General features: G+C 71.0%; 18 protein-coding genes and 1 pseudogene. 13 read left to right on the top strand and 6 right to left on the bottom strand.

Annotation, left to right across the window (positions count from 1 at the left end):
- Positions 1-40: 40 nt before the first annotated feature.
- Positions 41-3,058 carry a glycoside hydrolase family 38 C-terminal domain-containing protein gene (locus OG819_RS30300; RefSeq protein ID WP_266651759.1) on the top strand — a complete coding sequence of 1,006 codons (3,018 nt, stop codon included), beginning with the start codon at positions 41-43 and terminating at the stop codon, positions 3,056-3,058.
- A 39-nt stretch (positions 3,059-3,097) separates the two neighbouring features.
- Here the strand turns inward: OG819_RS30300 and OG819_RS30305 are convergent, their stop codons facing one another.
- A complete protein-coding gene (locus tag OG819_RS30305) occupies positions 3,098-3,799 on the bottom strand; it encodes a FadR/GntR family transcriptional regulator (RefSeq protein ID WP_266417453.1) in 702 nt (233 codons plus the stop codon).
- 199 nt (positions 3,800-3,998) lie between these two features.
- Between OG819_RS30305 and OG819_RS30310 the strand changes: the two genes are divergently transcribed.
- The 8 genes from OG819_RS30310 (at position 3,999) to OG819_RS30345 (ending at position 11,957) form a co-directional block, all read left to right on the top strand.
- Complete coding sequence (locus OG819_RS30310; RefSeq protein ID WP_266622341.1) at positions 3,999-5,072, top strand: sugar ABC transporter substrate-binding protein; 1,074 nt, start codon at positions 3,999-4,001, stop codon at positions 5,070-5,072.
- Positions 5,069-6,562 carry a sugar ABC transporter ATP-binding protein gene (locus OG819_RS30315; protein ID WP_266651761.1) on the top strand — a complete coding sequence of 498 codons (1,494 nt, stop codon included), beginning with the start codon at positions 5,069-5,071 and terminating at the stop codon, positions 6,560-6,562. The genes OG819_RS30310 and OG819_RS30315 overlap by 4 nt, the downstream gene beginning before the upstream one ends.
- Positions 6,555-7,589, top strand: coding sequence for an ABC transporter permease (locus OG819_RS30320; RefSeq protein WP_266651763.1), 1,035 nt, complete (start codon positions 6,555-6,557; stop codon positions 7,587-7,589). Before OG819_RS30315 ends, OG819_RS30320 begins: the two co-directional genes overlap by 8 nt.
- A gap of 85 nt (positions 7,590-7,674) precedes the next feature.
- Entirely contained in the window at positions 7,675-9,045 is a 1,371-nt protein-coding gene (locus tag OG819_RS30325) for an L-fuconate dehydratase (protein ID WP_266622335.1), read from the top strand.
- Entirely contained in the window at positions 9,042-9,800 is a 759-nt protein-coding gene (locus OG819_RS30330) for an SDR family oxidoreductase (protein WP_266651765.1), read from the top strand. The genes OG819_RS30325 and OG819_RS30330 overlap by 4 nt, the downstream gene beginning before the upstream one ends.
- Positions 9,797-10,810, top strand: coding sequence for an aldo/keto reductase (locus OG819_RS30335; RefSeq protein WP_266651766.1), 1,014 nt, complete (start codon positions 9,797-9,799; stop codon positions 10,808-10,810). The genes OG819_RS30330 and OG819_RS30335 overlap by 4 nt, the downstream gene beginning before the upstream one ends.
- Entirely contained in the window at positions 10,807-11,121 is a 315-nt protein-coding gene (locus OG819_RS30340) for an L-rhamnose mutarotase (protein ID WP_266622330.1), read from the top strand. Before OG819_RS30335 ends, OG819_RS30340 begins: the two co-directional genes overlap by 4 nt.
- Positions 11,106-11,957, top strand: a complete 852-nt coding sequence (locus OG819_RS30345) for an amidohydrolase (RefSeq protein WP_266622328.1) — start codon at positions 11,106-11,108, stop codon at positions 11,955-11,957. The genes OG819_RS30340 and OG819_RS30345 overlap by 16 nt, the downstream gene beginning before the upstream one ends.
- Here OG819_RS30345 and OG819_RS30350 read toward each other — a convergent pair.
- Positions 11,945-13,381 carry a lipase maturation factor family protein gene (locus OG819_RS30350; protein ID WP_266651768.1) on the bottom strand — a complete coding sequence of 479 codons (1,437 nt, stop codon included), beginning with the start codon at positions 13,379-13,381 and terminating at the stop codon, positions 11,945-11,947. The genes OG819_RS30345 and OG819_RS30350 overlap by 13 nt on opposite strands.
- Positions 13,382-13,539: 158 nt before the next feature.
- On the opposite strand from OG819_RS30350, the gene OG819_RS30355 reads away from it, so the two are divergent.
- The 3 genes and pseudogenes from OG819_RS30355 (at position 13,540) to OG819_RS30365 (ending at position 17,948) form a co-directional block, all read left to right on the top strand.
- On the top strand, positions 13,540-14,814 hold the full coding sequence (locus OG819_RS30355; RefSeq protein WP_323138094.1) for a DUF6777 domain-containing protein: 1,275 nt from the start codon (positions 13,540-13,542) through the stop codon (positions 14,812-14,814).
- A gap of 79 nt (positions 14,815-14,893) precedes the next feature.
- Entirely contained in the window at positions 14,894-16,969 is a 2,076-nt protein-coding gene (locus tag OG819_RS30360) for a SpoIIE family protein phosphatase (protein ID WP_266651770.1), read from the top strand.
- A 119-nt stretch (positions 16,970-17,088) separates the two neighbouring features.
- Positions 17,089-17,948, top strand: a pseudogene (locus OG819_RS30365) (Fpg/Nei family DNA glycosylase).
- A 7-nt stretch (positions 17,949-17,955) separates the two neighbouring features.
- Here the strand turns inward: OG819_RS30365 and OG819_RS30370 are convergent.
- From OG819_RS30370 to OG819_RS30380, 3 genes are all read right to left on the bottom strand, one after another.
- Positions 17,956-18,612 carry an anti-sigma factor gene (locus OG819_RS30370; protein ID WP_266622320.1) on the bottom strand — a complete coding sequence of 219 codons (657 nt, stop codon included), beginning with the start codon at positions 18,610-18,612 and terminating at the stop codon, positions 17,956-17,958.
- Positions 18,613-18,847: 235 nt separating this feature from the next.
- Entirely contained in the window at positions 18,848-19,363 is a 516-nt protein-coding gene (locus OG819_RS30375; RefSeq protein ID WP_054234932.1) for a hypothetical protein, read from the bottom strand.
- A 152-nt stretch (positions 19,364-19,515) separates the two neighbouring features.
- Positions 19,516-20,055, bottom strand: a complete 540-nt coding sequence (locus OG819_RS30380) for a sigma-70 family RNA polymerase sigma factor (RefSeq protein WP_266580368.1) — start codon at positions 20,053-20,055, stop codon at positions 19,516-19,518.
- A gap of 242 nt (positions 20,056-20,297) precedes the next feature.
- On the opposite strand from OG819_RS30380, the gene OG819_RS30385 reads away from it, so the two are divergent.
- A complete protein-coding gene (locus OG819_RS30385) occupies positions 20,298-21,452 on the top strand; it encodes a CapA family protein (protein WP_266622318.1) in 1,155 nt (384 codons plus the stop codon).
- A gap of 30 nt (positions 21,453-21,482) precedes the next feature.
- On the opposite strand, the gene OG819_RS30390 is transcribed toward OG819_RS30385, so the two are convergent.
- On the bottom strand, positions 21,483-21,947 hold the full coding sequence (locus OG819_RS30390) for a universal stress protein (protein WP_266622317.1): 465 nt from the start codon (positions 21,945-21,947) through the stop codon (positions 21,483-21,485).
- Between the last annotated feature and the right edge of the window lie 56 nt (positions 21,948-22,003).

Raw genomic sequence — 22,003 nt, forward strand, 5'->3', positions numbered from 1 at the left:
CACGACTTTCCCGCACCATCTTCACCCCACGGAGCACCCCATGCATGACGACCGCACCCTGGTCGAAGCCCGCCTCAAGCGCGTCCTCGACGAGCGCATCCGACCCGCCGTGTACCCCGAGTCCGTGCCGCTGGAAGTGGCGGTGTGGCACGCGCCCGGTGAGCCGGTGCCCGTCGCCGAGGGGCTCGCGGCCGCACCCGAGCCGATCGAGGTGGGCGCGCGCTGGGGTGCTCCGTGGGGCACCAGCTGGTTCCGGGTCACCGGGACCGTCCCGGAGGCCTGGGCCGGCCGGACGGTCGAGGCCCTGCTGGACCTCGGCTTCGACGAGAACATGCCCGGTTTCCAGTGCGAGGGGCTCGTCTACCGGCCCGACGGCACTCCGGTGAAGGGCCTCAACCCGCGCAACCAGTGGGTGCGGATCGGCGCCCCGGTCGAGGGCGGCGAGGAGGTCCGGCTGCACATCGAGGCCGCCTCCAACCCGGTGATCCTCGACTACCACCCCTTCCTGCCCACCCAGTTGGGCGACAAGGAGACCGCGGGCAGCGAGCCGCAGTACACCCTCACCCGGATGGATCTCGCCGTGCTCGACGAGACCGTGTGGGAGCTGGTGCTCGACCTGGAGGTTCTCGGCGAGCTGATGGCCGAGCTGCCGGTGGAGTCCGCACGGCGCTGGGACATCCTGCGCGCGGTGGAGAAGGCGCTCGACGCGGTCGACCTCCAGGACGTCGGCGCGAGTGCCGCCGCGGCGCGGGCACGGCTGGCAGGGGTGCTCGCCGAGCCCGCCGTGCCGTCCGCTCACCGCATCAGCGCCGTCGGGCACGCGCACATCGACTCGGCGTGGCTGTGGCCGCTGCGCGAGACCGTCCGCAAGGTGGCCCGGACCACCTCCAACATGACCGCGCTCATCGAGGACGAGCCCGAGTTCATCTTCGCGATGTCCCAGGCCCAGCAGTGGGCCTGGGTGAAGGAGCACCGGCCCGAGGTGTGGGCGCGGGTGAAGAAGGCGGTCGCGGACGGGCGGTTCGTGCCCGCGGGCGGCATGTGGGTCGAATCGGACACCAACTTGCCGGGCTCGGAGGCGATGGCCCGTCAGTTCGTGCACGGCAAGCGGTTCTTCCTCGACGAGTTCGGCATCGAGAACGACGAGGCCTGGCTGCCGGACACCTTCGGCTTCGCCGCCGGACTCCCGCAGATCATCAAGGCGGCGGGCTCCAAGTGGCTGCTCACCCAGAAGATCTCGTGGTCGCAGACCAACAAGTTCCCGCACCATACCTTCCAGTGGGAGGGCATCGACGGCACCCGCGTCTTCACCCACTTCCCGCCCGTCGACACCTACAACTGCTCCATGCGGGGCAGCGAACTCGCCCACGCGGCCAGGAACTTCAAGGACAAGGGCGTCGCCCGGCACTCCCTGGCCCCCACCGGCTGGGGTGACGGAGGCGGCGGCACCACCCGCGAGATGGTCGCCAAGGCGGCGCGGGTCCGTGACCTCGAAGGCTCCGCGACCGTGACGTGGGAGACCCCGGCGGAGTTCTTCGAGAAGGCCGAGGCCGAGTACCCGAACGCCCCTGTCTGGGTCGGCGAGTTGTACCTCGAACTGCACCGCGCCACCCTCACCAGCCAGGCGAAGACCAAGCAGGGCAATCGGCGCAGCGAACACCTCCTGCGCGAGGCCGAACTCTGGGCGGCGACCGCGGCCGTACGGGCCGGATTCCCTTACCCGTACGAGGAGTTGGACCGCATCTGGAAGACGGTCCTGCTCCACCAGTTCCACGACATCCTGCCCGGCTCGTCCATCGCCTGGGTGCACCGGGAGGCGCGCAGGACGTACGAGCGGGTCGCCGAGGAGCTGACCGGCATCATCGACGCGGCGCAGCGGGCGCTGGCGGGTGAAGGCACCACGGAGCTCGTGTTCAACTCCGCCCCGCACAGCAGGGACGGGGTTCCGGCGGGCGGGGCCCTGCCCGCCGCCGTCGCGAGCGAGGTGGCCCTCGCGCCGCGCGTAGGCGGCGGCCACGTCCTCGACAACGGCCTCCTGAGGGTCGAGATCGACGCCCGGGGCCTCGTCGTCTCCGCGTACGACATCGACGCCGACCGCGAGACGATCGCCCCCGGACGCGCCGCGAACCTGCTCCAGATCCACCCCGACTTCCCGAACATGTGGGACGCCTGGGACGTCGACGAGTTCTACCGCAACACGGTCACCGACCTGGTCGACGCCGACGAGCTCGTGCCGGGTGAGGACGGCGTGTCGGTGCGGATCGTACGGTCCTTCGGCGCCTCGCGGGTCACCCAGGTGCTGTCGCTCGCGCAGGGGGAGCGGCGGCTCGGCATCGACACCGAGGTCGACTGGCACGAGTCGGAGAAGTTCCTCAAGCTCGCCTTCCCGCTCGACGTGCACGCGGAGCGGTACGCCTCCGAGACGCAGTTCGGGCACTTCTACCGGCCGACGCACACCAACACGTCCTGGGAGGCCGCCAAGTTCGAGGCGTGCAACCACCGGTTCGTGCACATGGAGGAGCCGGGCTGGGGTGTCGCGATCGTCAACGACTCGACGTACGGGCATGACGTGACCCGTACCGTCCGCGACAGCGACTCCGGTACGACCACCACCGTGCGCGTCTCGCTGCTGCGCGCCCCGCGCTTCCCCGACCCCGAGACCGACCAGGGTGTCCACCGCTTCCGGCACGCGCTGGTGCCGGGGGCCGGGATCGGGGACGCGGTGCGCGAAGGGTGGCGGATCAATCTGCCGGAGCGGCGGGTGAGCGGCGGGCGTGAGGTCGCGCCGCTGGTGGAGGTCGCGCAGGACGCGGTCGTGGTGACCGCGGTGAAGCTCGCCGACGACGGCAGCGGGGATGTGGTCGTGCGCTTCCACGAGTCCCGGGGCGGGCGCACCAAGGCCGCGCTGACGGCCGGGTTCGAGATCGGGGACGTCACCGTGACCGACCTGCTGGAGCGGCCCCTGACCGATGCGGTCACCCCCCGGCGCGACGGCGACCGGGTCACCCTGTCGCTGCGCCCCTTCGAGCTGGTGACCCTGCGGCTGACGCGCGCCTGAGCACTAGGCGTCTTCACCCTTCCCGTGCTGCGGATCCGGCTACTGCGTGAGTTGGGTCCGCAGCCACTGCTCCACCTCGCCCACGTGCGCGGCGGCGGCCGCCCTGGCCGCCTCCGGGTCGTGGGCCACCAGCGCGCGGTGGATCGCCGCGTGCTCGCGGCGCGTCCGCTCGAAGGCGCCCTCCTCCTCGTAGCCCCGCCAGACCCGGGCACGGAACGTGCGCGAGGACAGGCCCTCCAGGATGGCGGCCATGGTCTCGTTGCCCGCGGCGGCCGCGATCTCGCGGTGGAAGGCCAGATCGTGGGCGAGGATCTCTTCCGGGTCGTCCGTCGCGTTCATCGCCGTCAGGTGTTTCTCGACCTCGGCGAGCTGGTCCGCCGTGATCCGCGCGGCGGCCAGCGCGGTCGCTGTCGACTCCAGGATCCGCCGCACCTCCAGCAGCTCGACCAGCCGCGGCCCGCGCGAGAGATCGGCCACCACGCCGAAGGTCTCCAGCAGGTCCCCGGCCTCCAGCTGGGTGACGTAGATGCCCGAGCCGTGCCGGGCCTCCAGCACACCGAGGACCGTGAGCGCGCGGATCGCCTCGCGCATCGAGCTGCGGGACATGCCCAGCTGGGCAGCCAGATCACGCTCGGTCGGCAGGCGCTGACCGGGCTCCAGCCTGCCCTCGCCGATCATCGCCTTGATCCGCTCGATGGCGCGCTGCGTCACGGTGCCCTTCTGCGGGGCCGACTCGTCCACGCCGTCTCCTCCTGTTGCCGGGTGCGCCGCAGTCTAACCACCAGAGTGGTCGGACCACTACGGTCGATAACGCGGAAATTTTGGCGCACGGGGGTGTTGTGGAGGTGAAGTGGTCTGATAAATATTCGTCCCGGTTGAGCGGGACGCTCGGCCACGGACTTCCACACCCGTTCGATCTCGCTCAACGAGGAGCCGTCAGATGTCCGGCAGAAACGTGCGGAACACGCGAATTGCGTCGCGGGCAGTGCGTGCGGCGGCTGCGGCCGCCTGCGCGACCCTCGTGCTCGCGGCATGCGGCAGCACCAAGGACTCCGCGTCGTCGGGCGGCGGAGGCGGCGGCACCGGCAAGGTCGGGGTGATCCTGCCCCTGCTGACCTCGCCGTTCTGGCAGTCCTACAACGACTACGTGCCGAAAATGGCGAAGTCCGAAGGGGTCGACGCCCTCAAGACCGTCAACTCCAACAGCGACCCGTCCCAGCAGATCACCGACATCAACAACCAGCTCAACCAGGGCGTGAAGGGCCTCGTCGTGGCCCCTCTGGACAGCGCCGCGATCGCCGCGGGGCTCGACCAGGCCGAGCGCAAGGGCGTGCCCGTGGTCGCCGTCGACGTGGCGCCCGAGAAGGGCAAGGTCGCCATGGTCGTACGCGCCAACAACGTCGCCTACGGCGAGAAGGCCTGCGAGTACCTCGGCAAGCAGATCCCCTCCGGCAAGGTCGTGCAGATCATGGGCGACCTGGCCTCCGTCAACGGCCGGGAGCGCTCCGAGGCCTTCCGCACCTGCGTGCAGAAGAACTACCCGAAGCTGAAGGTCCTGGAGATCCCCGCCAAGTGGGAGTCCGACACCGCGGCCTCCAAGCTCGACACCCTCCTGAACGCCAACCCCGACATCAAGGGCATCTACATGCAGGCGGGCGGCGTCTACCTCGCGCCGACCCTCCAGACCCTCAAGTCCAAGGGCATGCTCAAGAAGACCGGCCAGGCGGGCCACATCACGATCGTCTCGAACGACGGCATCCCGCAGGAGTTCGACGCTATCCGCAAGGGCGAGATCGACGCCACCGTCTCCCAGCCGGCCGACGCGTACGCCAAGTACGGCATGTACTACATCAAGGCCGCGATGCAGGGGAAGACGTTCAAGACCGGCCCGACCGACCACGACTCCGAGATCGTCAAGCTGCCCAGCGGCATCCTGGAGGACCAGCTGCCCGCGCCGCTGGTGACCAAGGACAACGTCGACGACCCCAAGCTCTGGGGCAACACGGTCAAATGAGCACCCCACTGGTGGAGGCGCGGGGGATAGCCAAACGGTACGGCCCCACCGTCGCCCTCCAAGACGGCCGGCTCACCGTTCTCCCCGGTGAGTCCCACGCCCTCGTCGGGCGCAACGGCGCGGGCAAGTCCACCCTCGTCACCATCCTCACCGGCCTCCAGGCCCCCGACGAGGGCACGGTCCGCTTCGACGGCGAGCCCGCTCCCGCACTCACCGACCGCGACGCCTGGCGCCGCAAGGTGGCCTGCGTCTACCAGAAGCCCACCGTCGTACCGGAGCTGACGGTCGCCGAGAACCTCTTCATCAACCGGCAGCCCCTCGGGCGCGGCGGCTTCATCAGCTGGCGCAGACTGCGGGCCGAGGCGGCACAGGTCCTGGACACCTGGGACGTGCACGTCGACCCGGAGGCCCGCACCGCCGACCTCAAGGTCGAGGACCGCCAGATGGTGGAGATCGCCCGGGCGCTCAGCTTCGGCGCCCGGTTCATCGTCCTCGACGAACCGACCGCGCAGCTCGACAACCGGGAGATCGAGCGGCTCTTCACCCGGATGCGCGCGCTCCAGGAGTCCGGTGTCACCTTCCTGTTCATCTCGCACCACCTCCAGGAGGTGTACGAGGTGTGCCAGACGGTCACCGTGCTGCGCGACGCCCGCTGGATCACCACCGCGCCGGTCGCCGACCTACCCCGCACGGCCCTGGTGGAGGCCATGGCGGGGGAGTCGATCGCCGAGCGGACCGCCACGCACCAGCCCGTCGCCACGGACACCCCGGCGCTGCTCGACGCCCGGGGGCTGACCTCCGACGCGTACGAGGACATCGACCTCACCGTCCGTCGCGGCGAGGTCGTCGGCCTCGCCGGCTCCAGCGGCAGCGGCAAGATCGAACTCGCCGAGTCCTTCGCCGGGCTGCACACCCCGACCGGCGGAACCGCCCGACTGGGCGACGAGGACCTCCCGTTCGGCGATGTGCAGGCCGCCCTCAAGGCGGGGGTCGGCTGTGTCCCGCGTGACCGGCACGACCAGGGTCTCGTCTCCGGCATGACCATCGGCGACAACACCACCATGAGCGTCCTGAACCGGCTCGGCCGCTACGGCTTCATCCCCGCCGCCCGCAAGCGCGGCTTCGCCGCCGAGCTGATCGAACGCCTCGACATCCACACCGAGGGCCCCGAGCAGCCCGTCTCGGACCTGTCCGGCGGCAACGCGCAGAAGGTCGTCATGGCCCGCGCCCTCGCCTCCGACCCCCGCCTCCTCGTCCTGATCAACCCCACCGCGGGCGTCGACGTGAAGTCCAAGGAGTCACTGCTGTCCCGGATGGACAGCGCCAGCGAGGACGGCACCGCCGTGCTCGTCGTCTCCGACGAACTCGACGACCTGCGCCGCTGCGACCGCGTCCTCGTCCTCTTCCACGGCCGTGTCGTCGCCGAGCACCCGGCGGGCTGGCACGACCACGAGCTGATCGCCTCCATCGAAGGAGTGGACCATGGCTGACACGAAGGCCCCGTCGGCCTCGTCGCCCACCTCCGCGCGCGTCCGCGACGCACGGGCCGCCAAGACCGTACTGCTCCGCAGGGCCCGCGAACTCGCCCTCGTACCGGCCCTGTTGGTGCTCCTGGTGCTCGGCGCGATCGTCAACGACTCGTTCCTCACCGAACGGAACCTGATCTCCATCCTGGGTGCCTCGGCGGCGCTCGCGATGGTGGTCCTCGCCGAGTCCCTGGTGCTGATCACCGGCAAGATCGATCTGTCGCTGGAGTCGGTGGTCGGCATCGCGCCCGCCATCGGCGCCCTGCTGGTCCTGCCGACCGCACAGTCCGGCTGGGGCACGGAATGGCCGTCCGCGCTCGCCCTCGTCGCGATCCTCGTCGTGGGCGGAGTCATCGGCGCCTTCAACGGCATCCTCGTGGTGAAGTTCAAGCTCAACGCCTTCATCGTCACCCTCGCGATGCTGATCGTCCTGCGTGGCCTGCTGGTCGGCGCCACCAAGGGCAAGACACTGTTCGGTATGCCCGACGCGTTCTTCTCCCTGGCCACCTCCACCTTCCTGCGCGTCCCGCTGTCGGTGTGGCTGGCCGCGGTCGCCTTCGGCGTCGCCGGACTGATCCTCAAGTACCACCGGGTCGGCCGCGCCCTGTACGCCATAGGCGGCAACGCGGAGGCGGCCCGCGCCGCCGGTATCCGCGTCGACCGGATGCTGCTCGGGGTCTCCGTCGTGGCCGGCGTCCTCGCCTCGGTCGGCGGGATCATGCAGACCGGGTACGTCGGCGCGATCAGCGCCAACCAGGGCAACAACATGATCTTCACGGTGATGGCGGCGGCGGTCATCGGCGGCATCAGCCTGGACGGCGGCAAGGGCACCATGTTCGGCGCCCTGACCGGCGTACTCCTGCTCGGCGTGGTGCAGAACCTGCTCACGCTCGCCCAGGTGCCGTCCTTCTGGATCCAGGCCATCTACGGCGGAATCATCCTGGTCGCCCTGATGATCGCCCGCGTGACCACCGGCCGCGCCCAGGACTGACCCCCCTTCGTTCTCGTACGGATCCAAGGACCCACGGATCCACGGACCCCTCCGGACACCCCTGTCCCGGACCGAAAGGCCTCCCGTGTCCCCAACTGCCGCCCGTATCACCGCGGTCGACACCTACGACATCCGTTTCCCCACCTCGCGCGAGCTCGACGGCTCCGACGCGATGAACCCGGACCCCGACTACTCGGCGGCGTACGTCGTGCTGCGCGGCGACGCGGCCGACTGTCCCGAGGGGCACGGCTTCACCTTCACCATCGGGCGGGGCAACGACGTCCAGGTCGCCGCGATCGAGGCGCTGCGCGGGCATGTGGTCGGACGCTCGGTCGACGAACTGTGCGCGGACCCGGGCTCCCTCGCCCGGGACCTGATCGGGGACAGTCAGCTGCGCTGGCTCGGGCCCGAGAAGGGCGTGATGCACATGGCGATCGGCGCCGTCGTCAACGCCGTGTGGGACCTGGCCGCCAAGCGCGCCCAGAAGCCCCTGTGGCAGCTGCTCGCCGACGCCGAACCGGAGTGGCTGGTCCGCCAGGTGGACTTCCGCTACCTCACGGACGCCCTCACACCCGAGGAGGCGCTCGAACTGCTCCGTCGGGGGAAAGAGGGCGCCGCCGGGCGCGCCGCGACGCTACGGGAGAGAGGTTTCCCCGCCTACACCACCTCGCCGGGCTGGCTCGGCTACAGCGACGAGAAGCTCACCCGCCTCGCCGCCGAGGCCGTCGCCGACGGGTTCCGGCAGATCAAGCTGAAGGTGGGCGCAGATCTGGCGGACGACGTACGCCGCTGCCGGGTCGCCCGCGCGGTGGTCGGTCCCGACATCCGCATCGCCATCGACGCCAACCAGCGCTGGAACGTGGACGAGGCGATCACCTGGACCAAGGCCCTCGCCGAGTTCGAGCCCTACTGGATCGAGGAGCCGACCAGTCCCGACGACGTCCTCGGCCACGCCGCCGTGCGCGAGGCGGTCGCCCCCGTCAAGGTCGCCACCGGCGAGCACGTCCAGAACCGTGTCGTCTTCAAGCAGCTCCTCCAGGCCGGCGCCATCGACGTCCTGCAGATCGACGCCGCCCGTGTCGCCGGCGTCAACGAGAACCTCGCCATCCTGCTTCTCGCGGCCAAGTTCGGCGTGCCCGTCTGCCCGCACGCCGGCGGGGTCGGCCTGTGCGAACTCGTCCAGCACCTGTCGATGTTCGACTTCGTGGCGCTCTCCGGCACCACCGACGACCGGGTCATCGAATACGTCGATCATCTGCACGACCACTTCCTCGACCCGGTGGTGATCAGGCAAGGTCACTACACGGCACCCACCGTGCCGGGCTTCTCCGCGACCATGCGGCCGGAGTCCATCGCGGAGTTCACCTACCCCGGCGGCACCTTCTGGGCCGCCGACCTCGCCCAGCGGAAGTCCGGCAGCCAGACGAGCGAAAAGCAGAAGGGGGAAGCCGCGTGAGTGGCGACTTCGAAGGACTCAAGGCGCTGGTGACCGGTGGCGCGTCCGGCATCGGCCGCGCCACCGCCGAGCTGCTCGCCGCCCGCGGAGCCCAGGTCGCAGTCCTCGACCTGGACCCCTCGACGGTCGAGAAGCCCCTGCTCGGCCACCGCGCCGACGTCGCAGACGACGCCTCCGTACGCCGGGCCGTGGCCGCGGCGGTCGCGGACCTCGGCGGACTCGACGTACTGATCAACAACGCGGGGATCGGAGCGCAGGGCACCGTCGAGGACAACGCCGACGAAGAGTGGCACCGGGTCCTGGACGTCAATGTCGTCGGCATGGTCCGTACGACCCGCGCCGCCCTGCCCCATCTGCGGGAATCCGCGCACGCGGCGATCGTGAACACCTGTTCCATCGCGGCCACGGCCGGGCTGCCGCAGCGCGCCCTGTACTCCGCCACCAAGGGCGCCGTCCTCTCCCTCACCCTCGCCATGGCGGCCGACCACCTCCGTGAGGGCATCCGCGTCAACTGCGTGAACCCCGGCACCGCCGACACCCCCTGGGTCGGCCGCCTCCTCGACAGCGCGGCCAACCCGGCCGCCGAACGGGCCGCGCTGGAGGCCCGCCAGCCCTCCGGCCGCCTCGTCTCGGCGGACGAGGTCGCGGGCGCCATCGCCTACCTGGCGAGCCCGCTCTCCGGCGCCACCACCGGCACCGCCCTCGCCGTGGACGGCGGTATGCAGGGACTGCGACTGCGGCCGGTGGGCCAGTGAGCACCCTCGGGAGGAGCGCGCTCGGCAGGAGCGGCGTCGAGGTCAGCGCCCTGTCCTTCGGCGCCGCGGGCATCGGAAACCTGTTCACCGAGATCGGCGACGAGCAGGCCGACGAGGCCGTGGACGCCGCCTGGTCCGGTGGCATCCGCTACTTCGACACCGCCCCGCACTACGGCATCGGTCTCTCCGAACGCCGTCTCGGCGCGGCCCTGCGCGACCGCCCCCGCGCCGAGTACACCCTCTCCACGAAGGTGGGCCGCCTCCTGGAGCCCACGGAGGCGGACGCGGGCGGCGACGACCTGGCCAACGGCTTCGCGGTGCCCGCCACGCACCGACGCGTCTGGGACTTCAGCGCGCAGGGCGTGCGACGCAGCATCGAGGCCAGCCTCGAACGCCTCGGCCTGGACCACGTGGACATCGTCTACCTCCACGACCCGGACGACCACGCCGAGCAGGCCTTCCAGGAGGGCTACCCGGCCTTGGAGAAGCTCCGCTCGGAAGGTGTGGTCGGCGCGATCGGCGCGGGCATGAACCAGGCCGAGATGCTCACCCGCTTCGTCCGCGACACGGACGTGGACGTGGTGCTGTGCGCGGGCCGCTACACCCTGCTCGACCACACCGCGCTGACCGAGCTGCTGCCCGCCGCCCAGGAGCGCGGCACCTCGGTGGTCATCGGCGGCGCCTTCAACTCCGGTCTGCTGGCAGACCCGCGGCCCGGAGCGACGTACAACTACCGGGCGGCATCGGCGCAGTTGCTGGACCGCGCCCTGAGACTCAAGGAGATCGCCGAGCGGCACGACACCACGCTGCGCGCCGCCGCGCTGGCCTTTCCCGCCGCCCACCCGGCCGTGGCGAGCGTCCTGGTCGGCGCCCGCTCGGCGCATGAAGTCCGCGACTGTGCCGAGCAGTTCACGACACCGGTGGCGGAGGACTTCTGGCGGGAACTGCGCGAGGCGAAGCTGCTGCCCGAGGGCGCCCCCGTACCCGCACCCCCACAGGATCCGTCATGAGAGTCGCCCTGCACACCAAGGTCCGCGCCGAGCGTGTCGCCGCGTACGAGGCCGCCCACCGGGAGGTCCCCGAGGAGCTCACCACGGCGATCCGCGCCACCGGGGCCACCTCCTGGACGATCTGGCGCAGCGGCACCGACCTCTTCCATGTCCTGGAGTGCGAGGACTACGAGCGCCTGCTCGCCGAACTGGAGAAGCTGCCGGTCAACATCGCCTGGCAGGCGCGTATGGCCGAACTCCTGGACGTCGTGCACGACTACTCGAGCCAGGGCGCGCAGGCGGGTCTGCCCGTCGTATGGGAGCTGCCGTGAGGGTGGACGCGCATCACCACCTGTGGGACCTCTCGGTCCGCGACCAGGACTGGATCACCGGGCCCGAACTCCAGCCGCTGCGGCGCGATTTCGGCGTGGCGGACCTCGCACCGCAGGCGCGGGCCGCCGGGGTCGACCGCACGGTCCTCGTACAGACGATCACCGTGCCCGAGGAGACCCCGGAGTTCCTCGCCCTCGCGGCGGAGAGCGAGCTGATCGCGGGCGTGGTCGGCTGGACCGACCTGACCCGGCCGGACGCCGCCGACGAGCTGGCCCGGCTGCGGGAACTGCCGGGCGGACGCCACCTCAAGGGCATCCGTCACCAGGTGCAGGGCGAGCCCGACCCAAACTGGCTGCTGCGTCCGGACGTACGGGACGGGCTCGTCGCGGTCGCCGAGGCGAGCCTCGTCTACGACCTGGTCGTGCTGCCGCACCAGCTGTCGGCCTGCGTCCGGGCCGCCGCCGAGCACCCCGAACTCACCTTCGTCCTCGACCACTTGGGCAAACCGCCGATCGCCACGGGCGAGCTGCGGCCGTGGGCGACGGCCGTCCGGGCGCTGGCCGCGCTCCCCAACACCGTGTGCAAGCTCTCCGGCATGGTCACCGAGGCGGACCTCGCGAAGTGGACGGTCGACGGGCTGCGCCCCTACGCGGACACGGTCCTGGACGCCTTCGGGCCCGGTCGGCTGATGTTCGGATCCGACTGGCCGGTATGTACGCTGGCGGCGTCGTATGCCCAAGTGGTCGACGTGGCCGAGGAGCTGACCGGCGGTCTTGGCGCGGAGGAGCGCGCCGAGGTCTTCGGTGGTACCGCCACCCGCGTCTACCGGCTCTGATCCACCGGATTCCGATCCACCCACGCCAGCCGCATCGGAGGCAGGAACTCCCGCACGTACGTCCGGTGCCAGCATGCGCCCGTCTCCCGCAGCTCACGCCATGTCGTGTAGCGGTAGCGGTAGAGGCGGGCGCGGACGTACCGGGGCGGGGCGTTCGCCGGGAACGGGGAGCGACGCAGCAGGCGCAGCGTGTCGCGGTCGTTCTCCAGGAGCCGTTCGACCAGGCCGGTGAACCAGGAGGCGGCGTACGCGGGGGAGAGCGCCGCGAACCACATCAGCCAGTCGAGCCGCAGATGGTACGGCGCGTACTGGCGCGGCCAGTGCCGGGGATCGCCCGGCTTGCCCTTGAACTCGTACTCCTTCCACACCGAGTCCTCCCGCGGCATGGGGTCGCTCGTGCCCTCGACGACCACCTCGTGGCGCACCCGGCTCACGCTGCCGAACGCGCCGTAGGTGTTGACCAGATGCAGGGGGTCGAAAGAACGGTTCATGACCTGGCGCCGGGAGACCAGGTTGCGGGCGGGGCGGTAGCTGAGGACCAGCAGGCCTATGGCGACCGCGAGGACCACGATCTCGTACCACAGGGGCGGGCCGGCCACGTGTGGGCGAGTCGTGGGGAACTCGATCGCGGAGAGGGCCAGCACGATGGTGGCCCAGTTCAGCCAGGCGAAGTTGCCGGACAGGACCAGCCAGAGCTGGGTGAGGACCATCAGTGAGGCGGCTGCCGTCGCGATCGGCTGCGGGGTGAAGAGGAGGACGGGCACGACGAGCTGGGTGAAGTGGTTCGCGGCCACCTCGACCCGGTGGAGGGGCTTGGGGAGATGGTGGAAGAACCAGCTCAGCGGGCCCGGCATCGGCTGGGTCTCGTGGTGGAAGTCGAGGCAGGTCAGGTCCCGCCAGCAGGGGTCCCCGCGCATCTTGATCAGCCCGGCGCCGAACTCGACGCGGAACAGCACCCAGCGCAGCAGGAAGAGGACGACGATCGGCGGGGCCACCTCGTCGTTGCCGAGGAACACGGCGAGGAAACCGACCTCCAGGAGCAGGGACTCCCAGCCGAACGAGTACCAGGTCTGGCCCACGTTGACGATCGACAGGTACATCGCCCAGGGCACCAGCCACGCCACCATGGCCCCCCAGAGCGGGAGTCGCTGGTCCACGCCCGCGACCAGGGCCGCCGACACCGCGCAGCCCGCCCAGGCCCAGGCCGCGAAGAAACGGTCCGAGTAGCGCAGGTGGAACACGCTCGGCGCGTCGCGGAACGCCACCCGCGCCACGAACCGCGGCACCGGCAGCATCCCCCGCTCCCCGATCAGCGCACGGAACTGCAGCGCCGCGCCCAGGAACGCGACGAGGTACACCGCGGCCAGGGTCCGCTGGAAGACCAGTCGGCTCAGCCAGTACTCGGGGGCGACGAACCACTCCACGAGGAATCACTCCTCTCCCTTCGCTTCCATTGTGACGCTGGGTGACTGTCTCCGCTTGCGTGAGCCAACTGGGCGACGCAGACAATAGTGGACGAAATGCCCGGAATCACCGGGAGATCGTGGTGCAACGGGAGGACGAAGTGCAACGGGAGAACGTGGTGCGACAAGAGAACAGCGTGGTGCGCATACCCACCCGGGCCCTCGTCATGGCCTGCGCCCTCTCGGCGGCGCTCCTCGCCGCCGGGTGCGGCGGCCACGACGGCGAGAGCGCGGCGTTCGGGGCCGACGGCGGTGAAGTCTTCCTGCAGCCGGTCGCGGGCGGCGGTCCCGACCCGTTCACCGAATCCACGGCCGCCGACCCGCCGTCCGTCACCCGAATGCCGTACCCGGCGGCACCCACGGACCGTGGCTCCACCCCGCAGGGCGTGCGCTCCTTCTCCGGCTCCACACCCGGCCTCTACGGCGGCATCCGGGCCGTCGGCAGCTGTGACGTCGAGAAGCAGATCGGCTTCCTCGCCTCGGACTCGGGCAGGGCGCGCTCCTTCGCGCAGGCCGCGGGCGTCTCCCAGGCGGTCGTCCCGGACTTCCTGCGCGGTCTGACCTCGGTCGTGCTGCGCGCCGACACACAGGTCACCGACCACGGTTTCCGCGACGGCCGGGCGACCACCTTCCAGTCCGTGCTGCAGCGGGGCACCGCGGTCCTCGTCGACAACCGGGGCGTGCCGCGCGTGCGCTGCGCCGGCGGCAACCCGCTGAACCCGCCGACCGTCTCCAAGTCGCCCGCGGGCACCCAGGGGAAGCCCTGGTCCGGCTTCCGCCCTGGCAACGTTGTCGTCGTGACCCCGGCGTCCACCGTGATCAGCAACATCACGATCATCGACATCGTCGACCACACGTGGATCGAACGGCGGATCGGGGACGACGGTCACCGGGACGTCGTCGTACGGCCGCAGACCTCGACCCCGAGCCCCGGCCGTCGCAGCGGCACAGGCTCGAGCACGAGCCCGCGGCAGAGCCCGGAGACGGCCCCCTCGTCTGAGAAGCCGTCGTCCGAGTGTGTGGCGCCCACCCTGACCGTCACCCCGGAAGGAACCCCGGGCATGCCGGACGGTGGTGCGCCGACGGAGGCTCCGGTGGCCGCGGTGTCGGACTGCCTCCCGCCGACCACGACCGTCCCGCCGACCTCACCGCCCGGCGTCTCGCTGCCGCCTCTCGCGCCGCAAACCCCCGCGCCGGACTCCACGGAGAGCGACCGGGGCGCGCCGGTCGACCCCCTCGACCCGCTCGCCCCGCTGGACCCCTCCGAGGACGAGATCGGCCCCGACACCGTTCCGGAGATCCCCGACCTGCCCGACGGCGGTGGTCTGATACCCGACGAGTCGCCCGACGCGGACACCGTCTTCGACGCCCCGACCGACGTCTTCGACGGCTGAGCGCCGGAGTGTTCCGGGGAGCCCGAATCCGGGCTCCCCAGAAGTCGAATAATCGGCCGAATGCTGGCAAGGTGGGCCCATGGTTGATCGGGGAGCGAGCGCCCTGGCACTCCCGGACGACTGGCCCGCCCACCCGGATCCGATCCTGGCGCTCAACCGCATGGGCAGTTTCGACTGGGACCTGGACACCGGTCTGATGCAGATGGACGCCCAGGCCCACGAAGTCTTCGACCTGTGCCCCGAGGAGTACGACGGCCGCCCCGAGACCCTCTCCCGGCGGGTGCCGGGGACCGAGGGGATCCGTCTCGACACCCTGGTCTCCCAGGCGCTCAAGGACGGCAGCGAGAACTACGGCGCCTACTTCCGCATCCGCTGCCGCGACGGCTCACTGCGCTGGACCCACACCCAGGGATATATCCGCCGCGACGAGACGGGCCGCCCGCGCCGGATCATCGGCATCGTCCGCGACGCCACGCAGGAGCTCGGCGAGCGCGCGGCGCGCCGTGAACAGGCGGCCCAGGACGAGGCGCGGCGCCAGCAGACGAACGTAGTGCAGATCACCACGGCCGCCCTCGCCCACGCCCGCACCGTCCAGGACGTCATCGACGTGCTCAAGGACTCCCACGGCCTCACCCACCTCGGCGCGACCAGCCTGGTCATGGGCCTGGTGGAGGCCGGACGCATCCGGCTGGTCGCCGAGGGCCCGGCGGGCAGCTTCGTCCCCGGCACCATGGTCACCCGCATCGACGAGCAGTACCCGATGAGCGAGGCCGTACGCACCCTCGCCCCGCGCTTCATCGATTCGCCCGAGGACTTCGCCGAGTCGTATCCGCTGCTGTGGCCGCACATCACCGACCTGAAGATCACCTCGGCCGCCTATCTGCCGCTGATCGCGCAGGCCCGCCCCATCGGCGCGATGGGCCTGCTCTACAACGACCGGCGCGGGTTCTCGTCGGAGGAGCGCAACGTCCTCGTCGCGCTCGGCAGCAGCATCGCCCAGAGCCTGCAGCGGGCCATGTTCTACGAGCAGGAGAAGGACCTCGCCCAGGGTCTCCAGCAGGCCATGCTGCCGCGCTCCATACCGAACGTGCCCGGCGCCGACATCGCCGTCCGCTACCGCTCCGCCTCCCTCGGCCGGGACATCGGCGGCGACTGGTACGACGTGATCCCGCTGCCCGGCGGCCGCGTCGGCGCCGTCATCGGGGACGTCCAGGGCCACGACACCCACGCCGCCGCCGTCATGGGCCAGTTGCGGATCGTGCTGCGGGCCTACGCCGCCGAGGGACACACCCCCGCCACCGTGATGGCCCGCGCCTCGGTCTTCCTGCACGAACTCGACACCGAACGCTTCGCGACCTGCCTGTACGCGGAGGCCGACCTGTCCACCGGGGTCGTCCAGCTGGTGCGGGCCGGCCACATCGACCCGCTGATCCGGGACAACGACGGCACCTGCCGCCGGCAGCCCGTCGAAGGAGGATTGCCACTCGGCCTGTCCGCCTTGTTCGGGCGCCTCGAATACCCCGTCGAGACAGTCGAGCTGGACCCCGGACAGACTCTGGTGCTGTGCACCGACGGCCTCGTCGAGCAGCCCGGCATCGACCTCGACGAGGGCATGCACACCCTCATCGAGCTGATCCGCTCGGGCCCGGACGACGTACGCGACCTCGCCGACCGGCTCATCGACGTGGCCGAGGAACGCGGTGGCGACGACGATGTGGCCCTGCTGGCGCTGCGCCGTCGCGGCGCCGGGCCCCGGCAGTCCGGCGGACGGCTCCAGCAGCACGTCGCGCCCGGCGACCCCGAGGCGCTCACCGAGGCCCGGCACATGATCCGGGCCGCGGTGAGCGCCTGGGGCGCGGGTGAGCGTGCCGACGAGGTCGAGCTGGTCGCCGACGAGCTGATCACCAACGCCCTCATGCACACCGAAGGCTCCGCGATCGTCACCTTGCGGGTCCTCAGCGGTCCGGGCCGCCGGCTGCGCGCGGAGGTCGAGGACTCCTCCAGCGCGCTGCCGCGCCGCCGTGAGGCGGGCGAGTCCGGCGTCTCCGGCCGTGGACTCCTGCTCGTCGACCGCCTCGCCGACGTCTGGGGCGTGGAGGCGCGCGGGGGCGGCAAGTGCGTGTGGTGCGAGTTCCTGGTCCCGGAACGGGACTGACCGGGCGTCGCCCGGTTTGTTCGGGGCCTGGCTCAGGGACTCTCGGGGACGGACTGACGCCGTTCCAGGAGGCGGGTGGTTCTGGTGGGGTTGTCGGTGGGGGGTGGCACTCTGGAGCTATGCCGGAACTGCCGGAGGTCGAAGCGCTCAGGACTTCCTGGCCGACCATCTCGTCGGCCGCGAGGTCGTGCGCGTGCTGCCCGTCGCCATCAGCGTCCTGAAGACCTACGACCCGCCCGTCACCGCCTTCGAGGGCCGCGAGGTGACCGCTGTGCGTCGGTACGGCAAGTTCCTCGACATCGAGGCCGACGGGCTGCACTTCGTGACCCATCTGGCCCGCGCGGGCTGGCTGCACTGGAAGGACACGCTGCCCGACGGCCTGCCCCGCCCCGGCAAGGGGCCGCTCGCGCTGCGTGTCGCCCTGGAGACCGGCGAGGGCTTCGACCTCACCGAGGCCGGGACACAGAAGAGACTCGCGGTGTACGTCGTCCGGGACCCGGCGGAGATCCCCGGCGTGGCCCGCCTCGGCCCCGACCCCCTTGCCGCCGACTTCGACGAGGAACGGTTCGCCCGGCTGCTCGCGAACGAGCGCCGCCAACTCAAGGGGGCGCTCCGGGACCAGAGCCTGATCGCCGGTGTGGGAAACGCGTACAGCGACGAGATCCTGCACGCCGCCAAGATGTCCCCCTTCAAAATCGCCGCCTCGCTGAGCCCCGAGGAGACGACCCGTCTCTACGAGGCGTTGCGCACCACGCTCACCGAGGCGGTGGAGCGCTCCCACGGGCTGGCCGCGGGGCGCCTCAAGGCGGAGAAGAAGAGCGGGCTGCGGGTGCACGGCAGAGCGGGCGAACCCTGCCCGGTGTGCGGCGACACCATCCGCGAGGTCTCCTTCAGCGACTCCTCGCTGCAGTACTGCCCGACCTGCCAGACGGGCGGCAAGCCACTCGCGGACCGCCGGTTGTCCCGGCTGCTCAAATAGCCCGGGCTCAACGGGGCGTCACGGTCACCAGGTGCTTGCCGTCCGTCGTGCGCACCTCGAACCGGCTGATCTCGTCGGACTTGAGCGCGGCGCCGCCCTGCAGGGTGGTCGCCTCGCCGTCGTGCGCGGGCACCATCCAACTCGTCACCGTCTGCTGCGAACCGTCCTTGCCGATGGCGACGAGCTGACAGGGGCGCGGGCCCCCGGCGTCCTTGACTTCGACCTCGACCTGGCTGCCCCAGATCCGGTCCGCGGTGGTGACGCGGGCCCACACGCCGGTCTGCGCGTCCGTCGACGCGACCGCGGCCGTCTGTGACCCGGAACCGTGCGACGCGACCATCGCGATCGCCGGTCCGCCCGCCGCGAGCACCACGGCGGCGGCCACCGCGTACAGCCAGCGCCTGCGACCGGCCCGGTGCCGGGTCGCCACCTCACTGAGCAGTTTGTCCATCAGGCGCGGCCCGGGGGCGGCGAAGGGGTGCACGGAGCGCGGGGTGGCATGCCGGTACAGCATCAGCTGCCGCGTGGCGGGCCTGAACTCACTCACGTGCGCCGCGCACTGGGGGCACTCCATGAGGTGATCCTCGAAGCGGAACGCCTCCGCCTCGTCCAGCACGCCGAGCGCGTAGGCGCCGACGTCACGATGCCGTTCCAGGGACCTCATACCGAATACCGAATCCTTGTGGCGATGGTGCGGGCTGGGAGTGGTGTTGCTGTTGCCCACGGGTACGCACCAGACCGCCGAATCACTCAAGACTCGTTCGGAATCGCGGCCAAGACATTCGGAGCGGGTGGGCTCGCGGATTGGTGCGAGCTCAAAAAAAGTTGTGCGAAAAACTTGTTTGGCGGAGCGCGAGGCCCTGAACAGGGGTTACCGGCGGTCCGCCCGGTCGTGGCGGTCAGAAGAGATGGATCGCCAGATGTCCCAGGGGCAGACCCAGCCGCCAGGCCGGTGTCCATACCTTCGGACCGTCGTCCTCGCCCGGGATCGGACCGCCGCCGGGTACGGCGTCCAGGTCGGGGGCGAGCAGTTCGGTCTCCTCCAGCCAGCGCCAGGCCGCCGTCGCCAGTTCCAGGTCCGGGGCGGGGCCGCCGGACTCGACCGCCTCGGCCGCGCGCCGCGCCATGTGCTCGCGCACCCAGTCCTGCCACGGCTGGTCGTACGCCGTCAGTGAGAGCCAGGTCTCCAACTGTGAGACGACCCGGATGCCCGAGAGCTCACCGTCGGTGTCGGAGAGGAAGATGGTCAGCGCCAGGGCGTCACGCCCGGCGCGGAACTCGAAGGACGTGGGCGGCATCAGGTCGCCGGTCCGCAGCAGCTCGTCGGCGATGTACTCGGCGTACAACCACGCCATGGGGACGGTGAGTTCCCCACCGCCGGTGCCGTCCGTGCTCTCTTGGCCTCTGTGCAGCATCCCTTCCTGCCTTCCTCCGGTTTGCGTGCGCGTCGCCCGATCCCGAGCCCTTGGGGGTTTCCCCCCAATCCGGAACACGGATGAGGACAGCTGATTGCTCAACCATGGTCCTCAGCAAGGCGCTTTACGGAGGTTTGACTCAGCCTTCGGTTTCACCGCAGGTCGGCCGCGTATCCCGGAAGAACCCGGCGCAGGGCGCGCAGCGCGTAGTACGCACGAGACTTCACGGTACCGGGCGGAATTCCGAGCGCCGCGGCGGCCTCCGCCACACTCGCCCCCTGGAAGTACACCAGCACCAGGACTTCACGGTGCTCGGGAGTGAGTGTCTTCACAGCCTCCCGCACATCGAGCGTCGCCGCCGACCTTTCGGCGTGATCCGCGCAGACCCGGGCACTTTCCAGCACCGCGTCCCCGACCTCCGGTGGACGCGCCTGGCGGGCCCGCCGTGCGTCGATCGCGAGCCGCCGTCCCACGGTGAGCAGCCAGGGGCGTACGGAGTCGAAGTCGTCGGCGCGCAGCGCCTCGGGATGCTGCCAGGCGCGGACGAACGTCTCCTGCAGCAGATCCTCGGCGCGCTGGCGGTCGCCGTCGGAGAGTCGCAGGAGCAGGGCGAAGAGGGGCCGGCCGTGCTCGCGCTGCAGCGCGGCCAACTCGTGTTCGGCGGTCGTCTTGGTGGTGGTTCCGGCCGTCATGGCCTGTATGCCAGCGGGTGCCGCTCCGCTGGGACAGGGCCGGGGCACGGGTCTGCGGTGGGCGGTCGATGCCGTCGGTGAACGGCGCGGTGAACGGTTCAGCGGGGCCCGGTGGCGCCCCAACCGGCCCTTCTCCAAGGGCCGGACGGGCTACGGGTGCGCGTTGCTCCTTGACTCCACCCTCCCCGGTCGGGTGGATTTGCCTCACTTCCTACTTAAATATGACTGTATCGAGGCTGGGCATGATCACACGTAGTCGACTGGCCGCCATCGCTCTCGCGGCCGTACTTGTCGTGGGCGCCGGCTGCCGGGCCGACCGGGAGCCGGCGGCTCGGAGCACCGGGCACCCCGGCGCGCCCCTCACCCCCCACGGCTTCACCCTCGTCGCCTCCGGCGACGTGCTGGCGCACACCTCGGTCATCGAGCGGGCGAACGCCGACGCGGGCGGCACCAGGTACGACTTCCTGCCGATGTTCGAAGGCGTGAAACCCCTCATCGCCGGTGCCGACCTGGCGATCTGTCACATGGAGACCGTGTACGGGGCCGACGGCGAACGCACGGGCAACCCGGCCCTCAAGATGCCACCGCAGGTGGCCGCCGGGCTCGCGGCGACCGGGTACGACGCCTGTTCCACCGCCTCCGACCACTCCTTGGACGAGGGCGCCACGGGCGTACGGCGCACTCTGGACGCCCTCGACCTCGCGGGCGTGCGGCACGCGGGATCGGCGCGCACGGCGCAGGAGGCGTACACGCCCACCCTTCTGCGCGCGGGCAGCGCGACGGTCGCCCACCTCGCCTACACCTACGGCACGGACGGCTTCCCCATGCCGCAGGGGCAGCCCTGGGCCCTCAACCTCGTCGACCGCGACCGGATCCTCGCGGATGCCCGGGCCGCGAGGAGGGCGGGCGCCGACGTGGTCGTCGTATCCCTCCACTGGGGCACCGAATGGCAGGAGCAGCCCGACACGCAGCAGATGACGCTGAGCCGGGAGCTCACCGCCTCCCGCACGGAGGGGCGGCCCGACATCGACCTGATCCTCGGCACGCACGCGCATGTCCCGCAGGCCTACGAGAAGGTCAACGGCACATGGGTCGTCTACGGGATGGGCGACCAGATCGCGGGTGAGATGTTCAACCGCCAAGGCCTCCAGGACTCCCGGGGCAACGAGAGCACCCTTGCCCGCTTCACCTTCGCCCCGCCCGCGCACAAGGGGGACCGCTGGGAGGTCGCGAAGGCGGAGTTCGTGCCGCAGCTGTACGACATCGACGCCGGGCGGATCGTCAACATCAACGCGGCCCTGGCACAGGGTGCCGACCTCGGCGGTGTACGCGACCGCATCCGGGACGTGGTGCTCAGCCGCGGCGCGGCCCACGACGGCCTGACGATGGGGCAGTAGGACCCACGGGACCCGCGGGGTGCATGGGGTCTATGGGACGACCGTGACCGGCCAGCGGCCCGCCTTCACCAGACGGATCGCCACCGACCCGATGATCCGGTGCCCCGCCTGCTCGGAGGCGCCGACCACCACGGCGTCCGCCTTGAGGTCGTCCGCCGCCGTCACCAGACCGTTGTAGGGATCGCCGCGGAAGGTGTGGAACTCCCAGCGCACCGCGAATATGTGCTTGACCTGCTCGGTGGCCTTGCGGATCTGTGCGATGAGGTCCTCGGCGATCCGGTCGGTCGTCTCGGCGACCGGCGCCCCGAGTGCCGCTCCCGCGGTCATGACGGGCTGCACGTACACGAGGGCGAGCAGCGCGTGCTGCCGCCTGGCCAGCCCGGAGGCGTAGGCCGCCGCGCGCAGCGACGAGTCGGAGCCGTCCACGCCGACGACAATGACCTTGGGACCGTCCGTGCCACGCTCGAACTGGTGCGAGGGTTGCTTTTCCGCCACACCACCGAGGCTAGCGGAAGTCGCAGGTCGGGAGCAGGGCGGGCCCGCGGCGCCCC

Source organism: Streptomyces sp. NBC_01549, from assembly GCF_026339955.1.
GTDB lineage: Bacteria > Actinomycetota > Actinomycetes > Streptomycetales > Streptomycetaceae > Streptomyces.

Excerpts from the sequence above, each read along its gene's own strand:
- OG819_RS30370 (WP_266622320.1), bottom strand. The coding sequence starts at position 18,612 with ATGAGGTCCCTGGAACGGCATCGTGACGTCGGCGCCTACGCGCTCGGC.
- OG819_RS30345 (WP_266622328.1), top strand. The coding sequence starts at position 11,106 with ATGGGAGCTGCCGTGAGGGTGGACGCGCATCACCACCTGTGGGACCTC.
- OG819_RS30320 (WP_266651763.1), top strand. The coding sequence starts at position 6,555 with ATGGCTGACACGAAGGCCCCGTCGGCCTCGTCGCCCACCTCCGCGCGC.
- OG819_RS30300 (WP_266651759.1), top strand. The coding sequence starts at position 41 with ATGCATGACGACCGCACCCTGGTCGAAGCCCGCCTCAAGCGCGTCCTC.
- OG819_RS30375 (WP_054234932.1), bottom strand. The coding sequence starts at position 19,363 with ATGCTGCACAGAGGCCAAGAGAGCACGGACGGCACCGGCGGTGGGGAA.
- OG819_RS30340 (WP_266622330.1), top strand. The coding sequence starts at position 10,807 with ATGAGAGTCGCCCTGCACACCAAGGTCCGCGCCGAGCGTGTCGCCGCG.
- OG819_RS30315 (WP_266651761.1), top strand. The coding sequence starts at position 5,069 with ATGAGCACCCCACTGGTGGAGGCGCGGGGGATAGCCAAACGGTACGGC.
- OG819_RS30385 (WP_266622318.1), top strand. The coding sequence starts at position 20,298 with ATGATCACACGTAGTCGACTGGCCGCCATCGCTCTCGCGGCCGTACTT.
- OG819_RS30310 (WP_266622341.1), top strand. The coding sequence starts at position 3,999 with ATGTCCGGCAGAAACGTGCGGAACACGCGAATTGCGTCGCGGGCAGTG.
- OG819_RS30360 (WP_266651770.1), top strand. The coding sequence starts at position 14,894 with ATGGTTGATCGGGGAGCGAGCGCCCTGGCACTCCCGGACGACTGGCCC.
- OG819_RS30380 (WP_266580368.1), bottom strand. The coding sequence starts at position 20,055 with ATGACGGCCGGAACCACCACCAAGACGACCGCCGAACACGAGTTGGCC.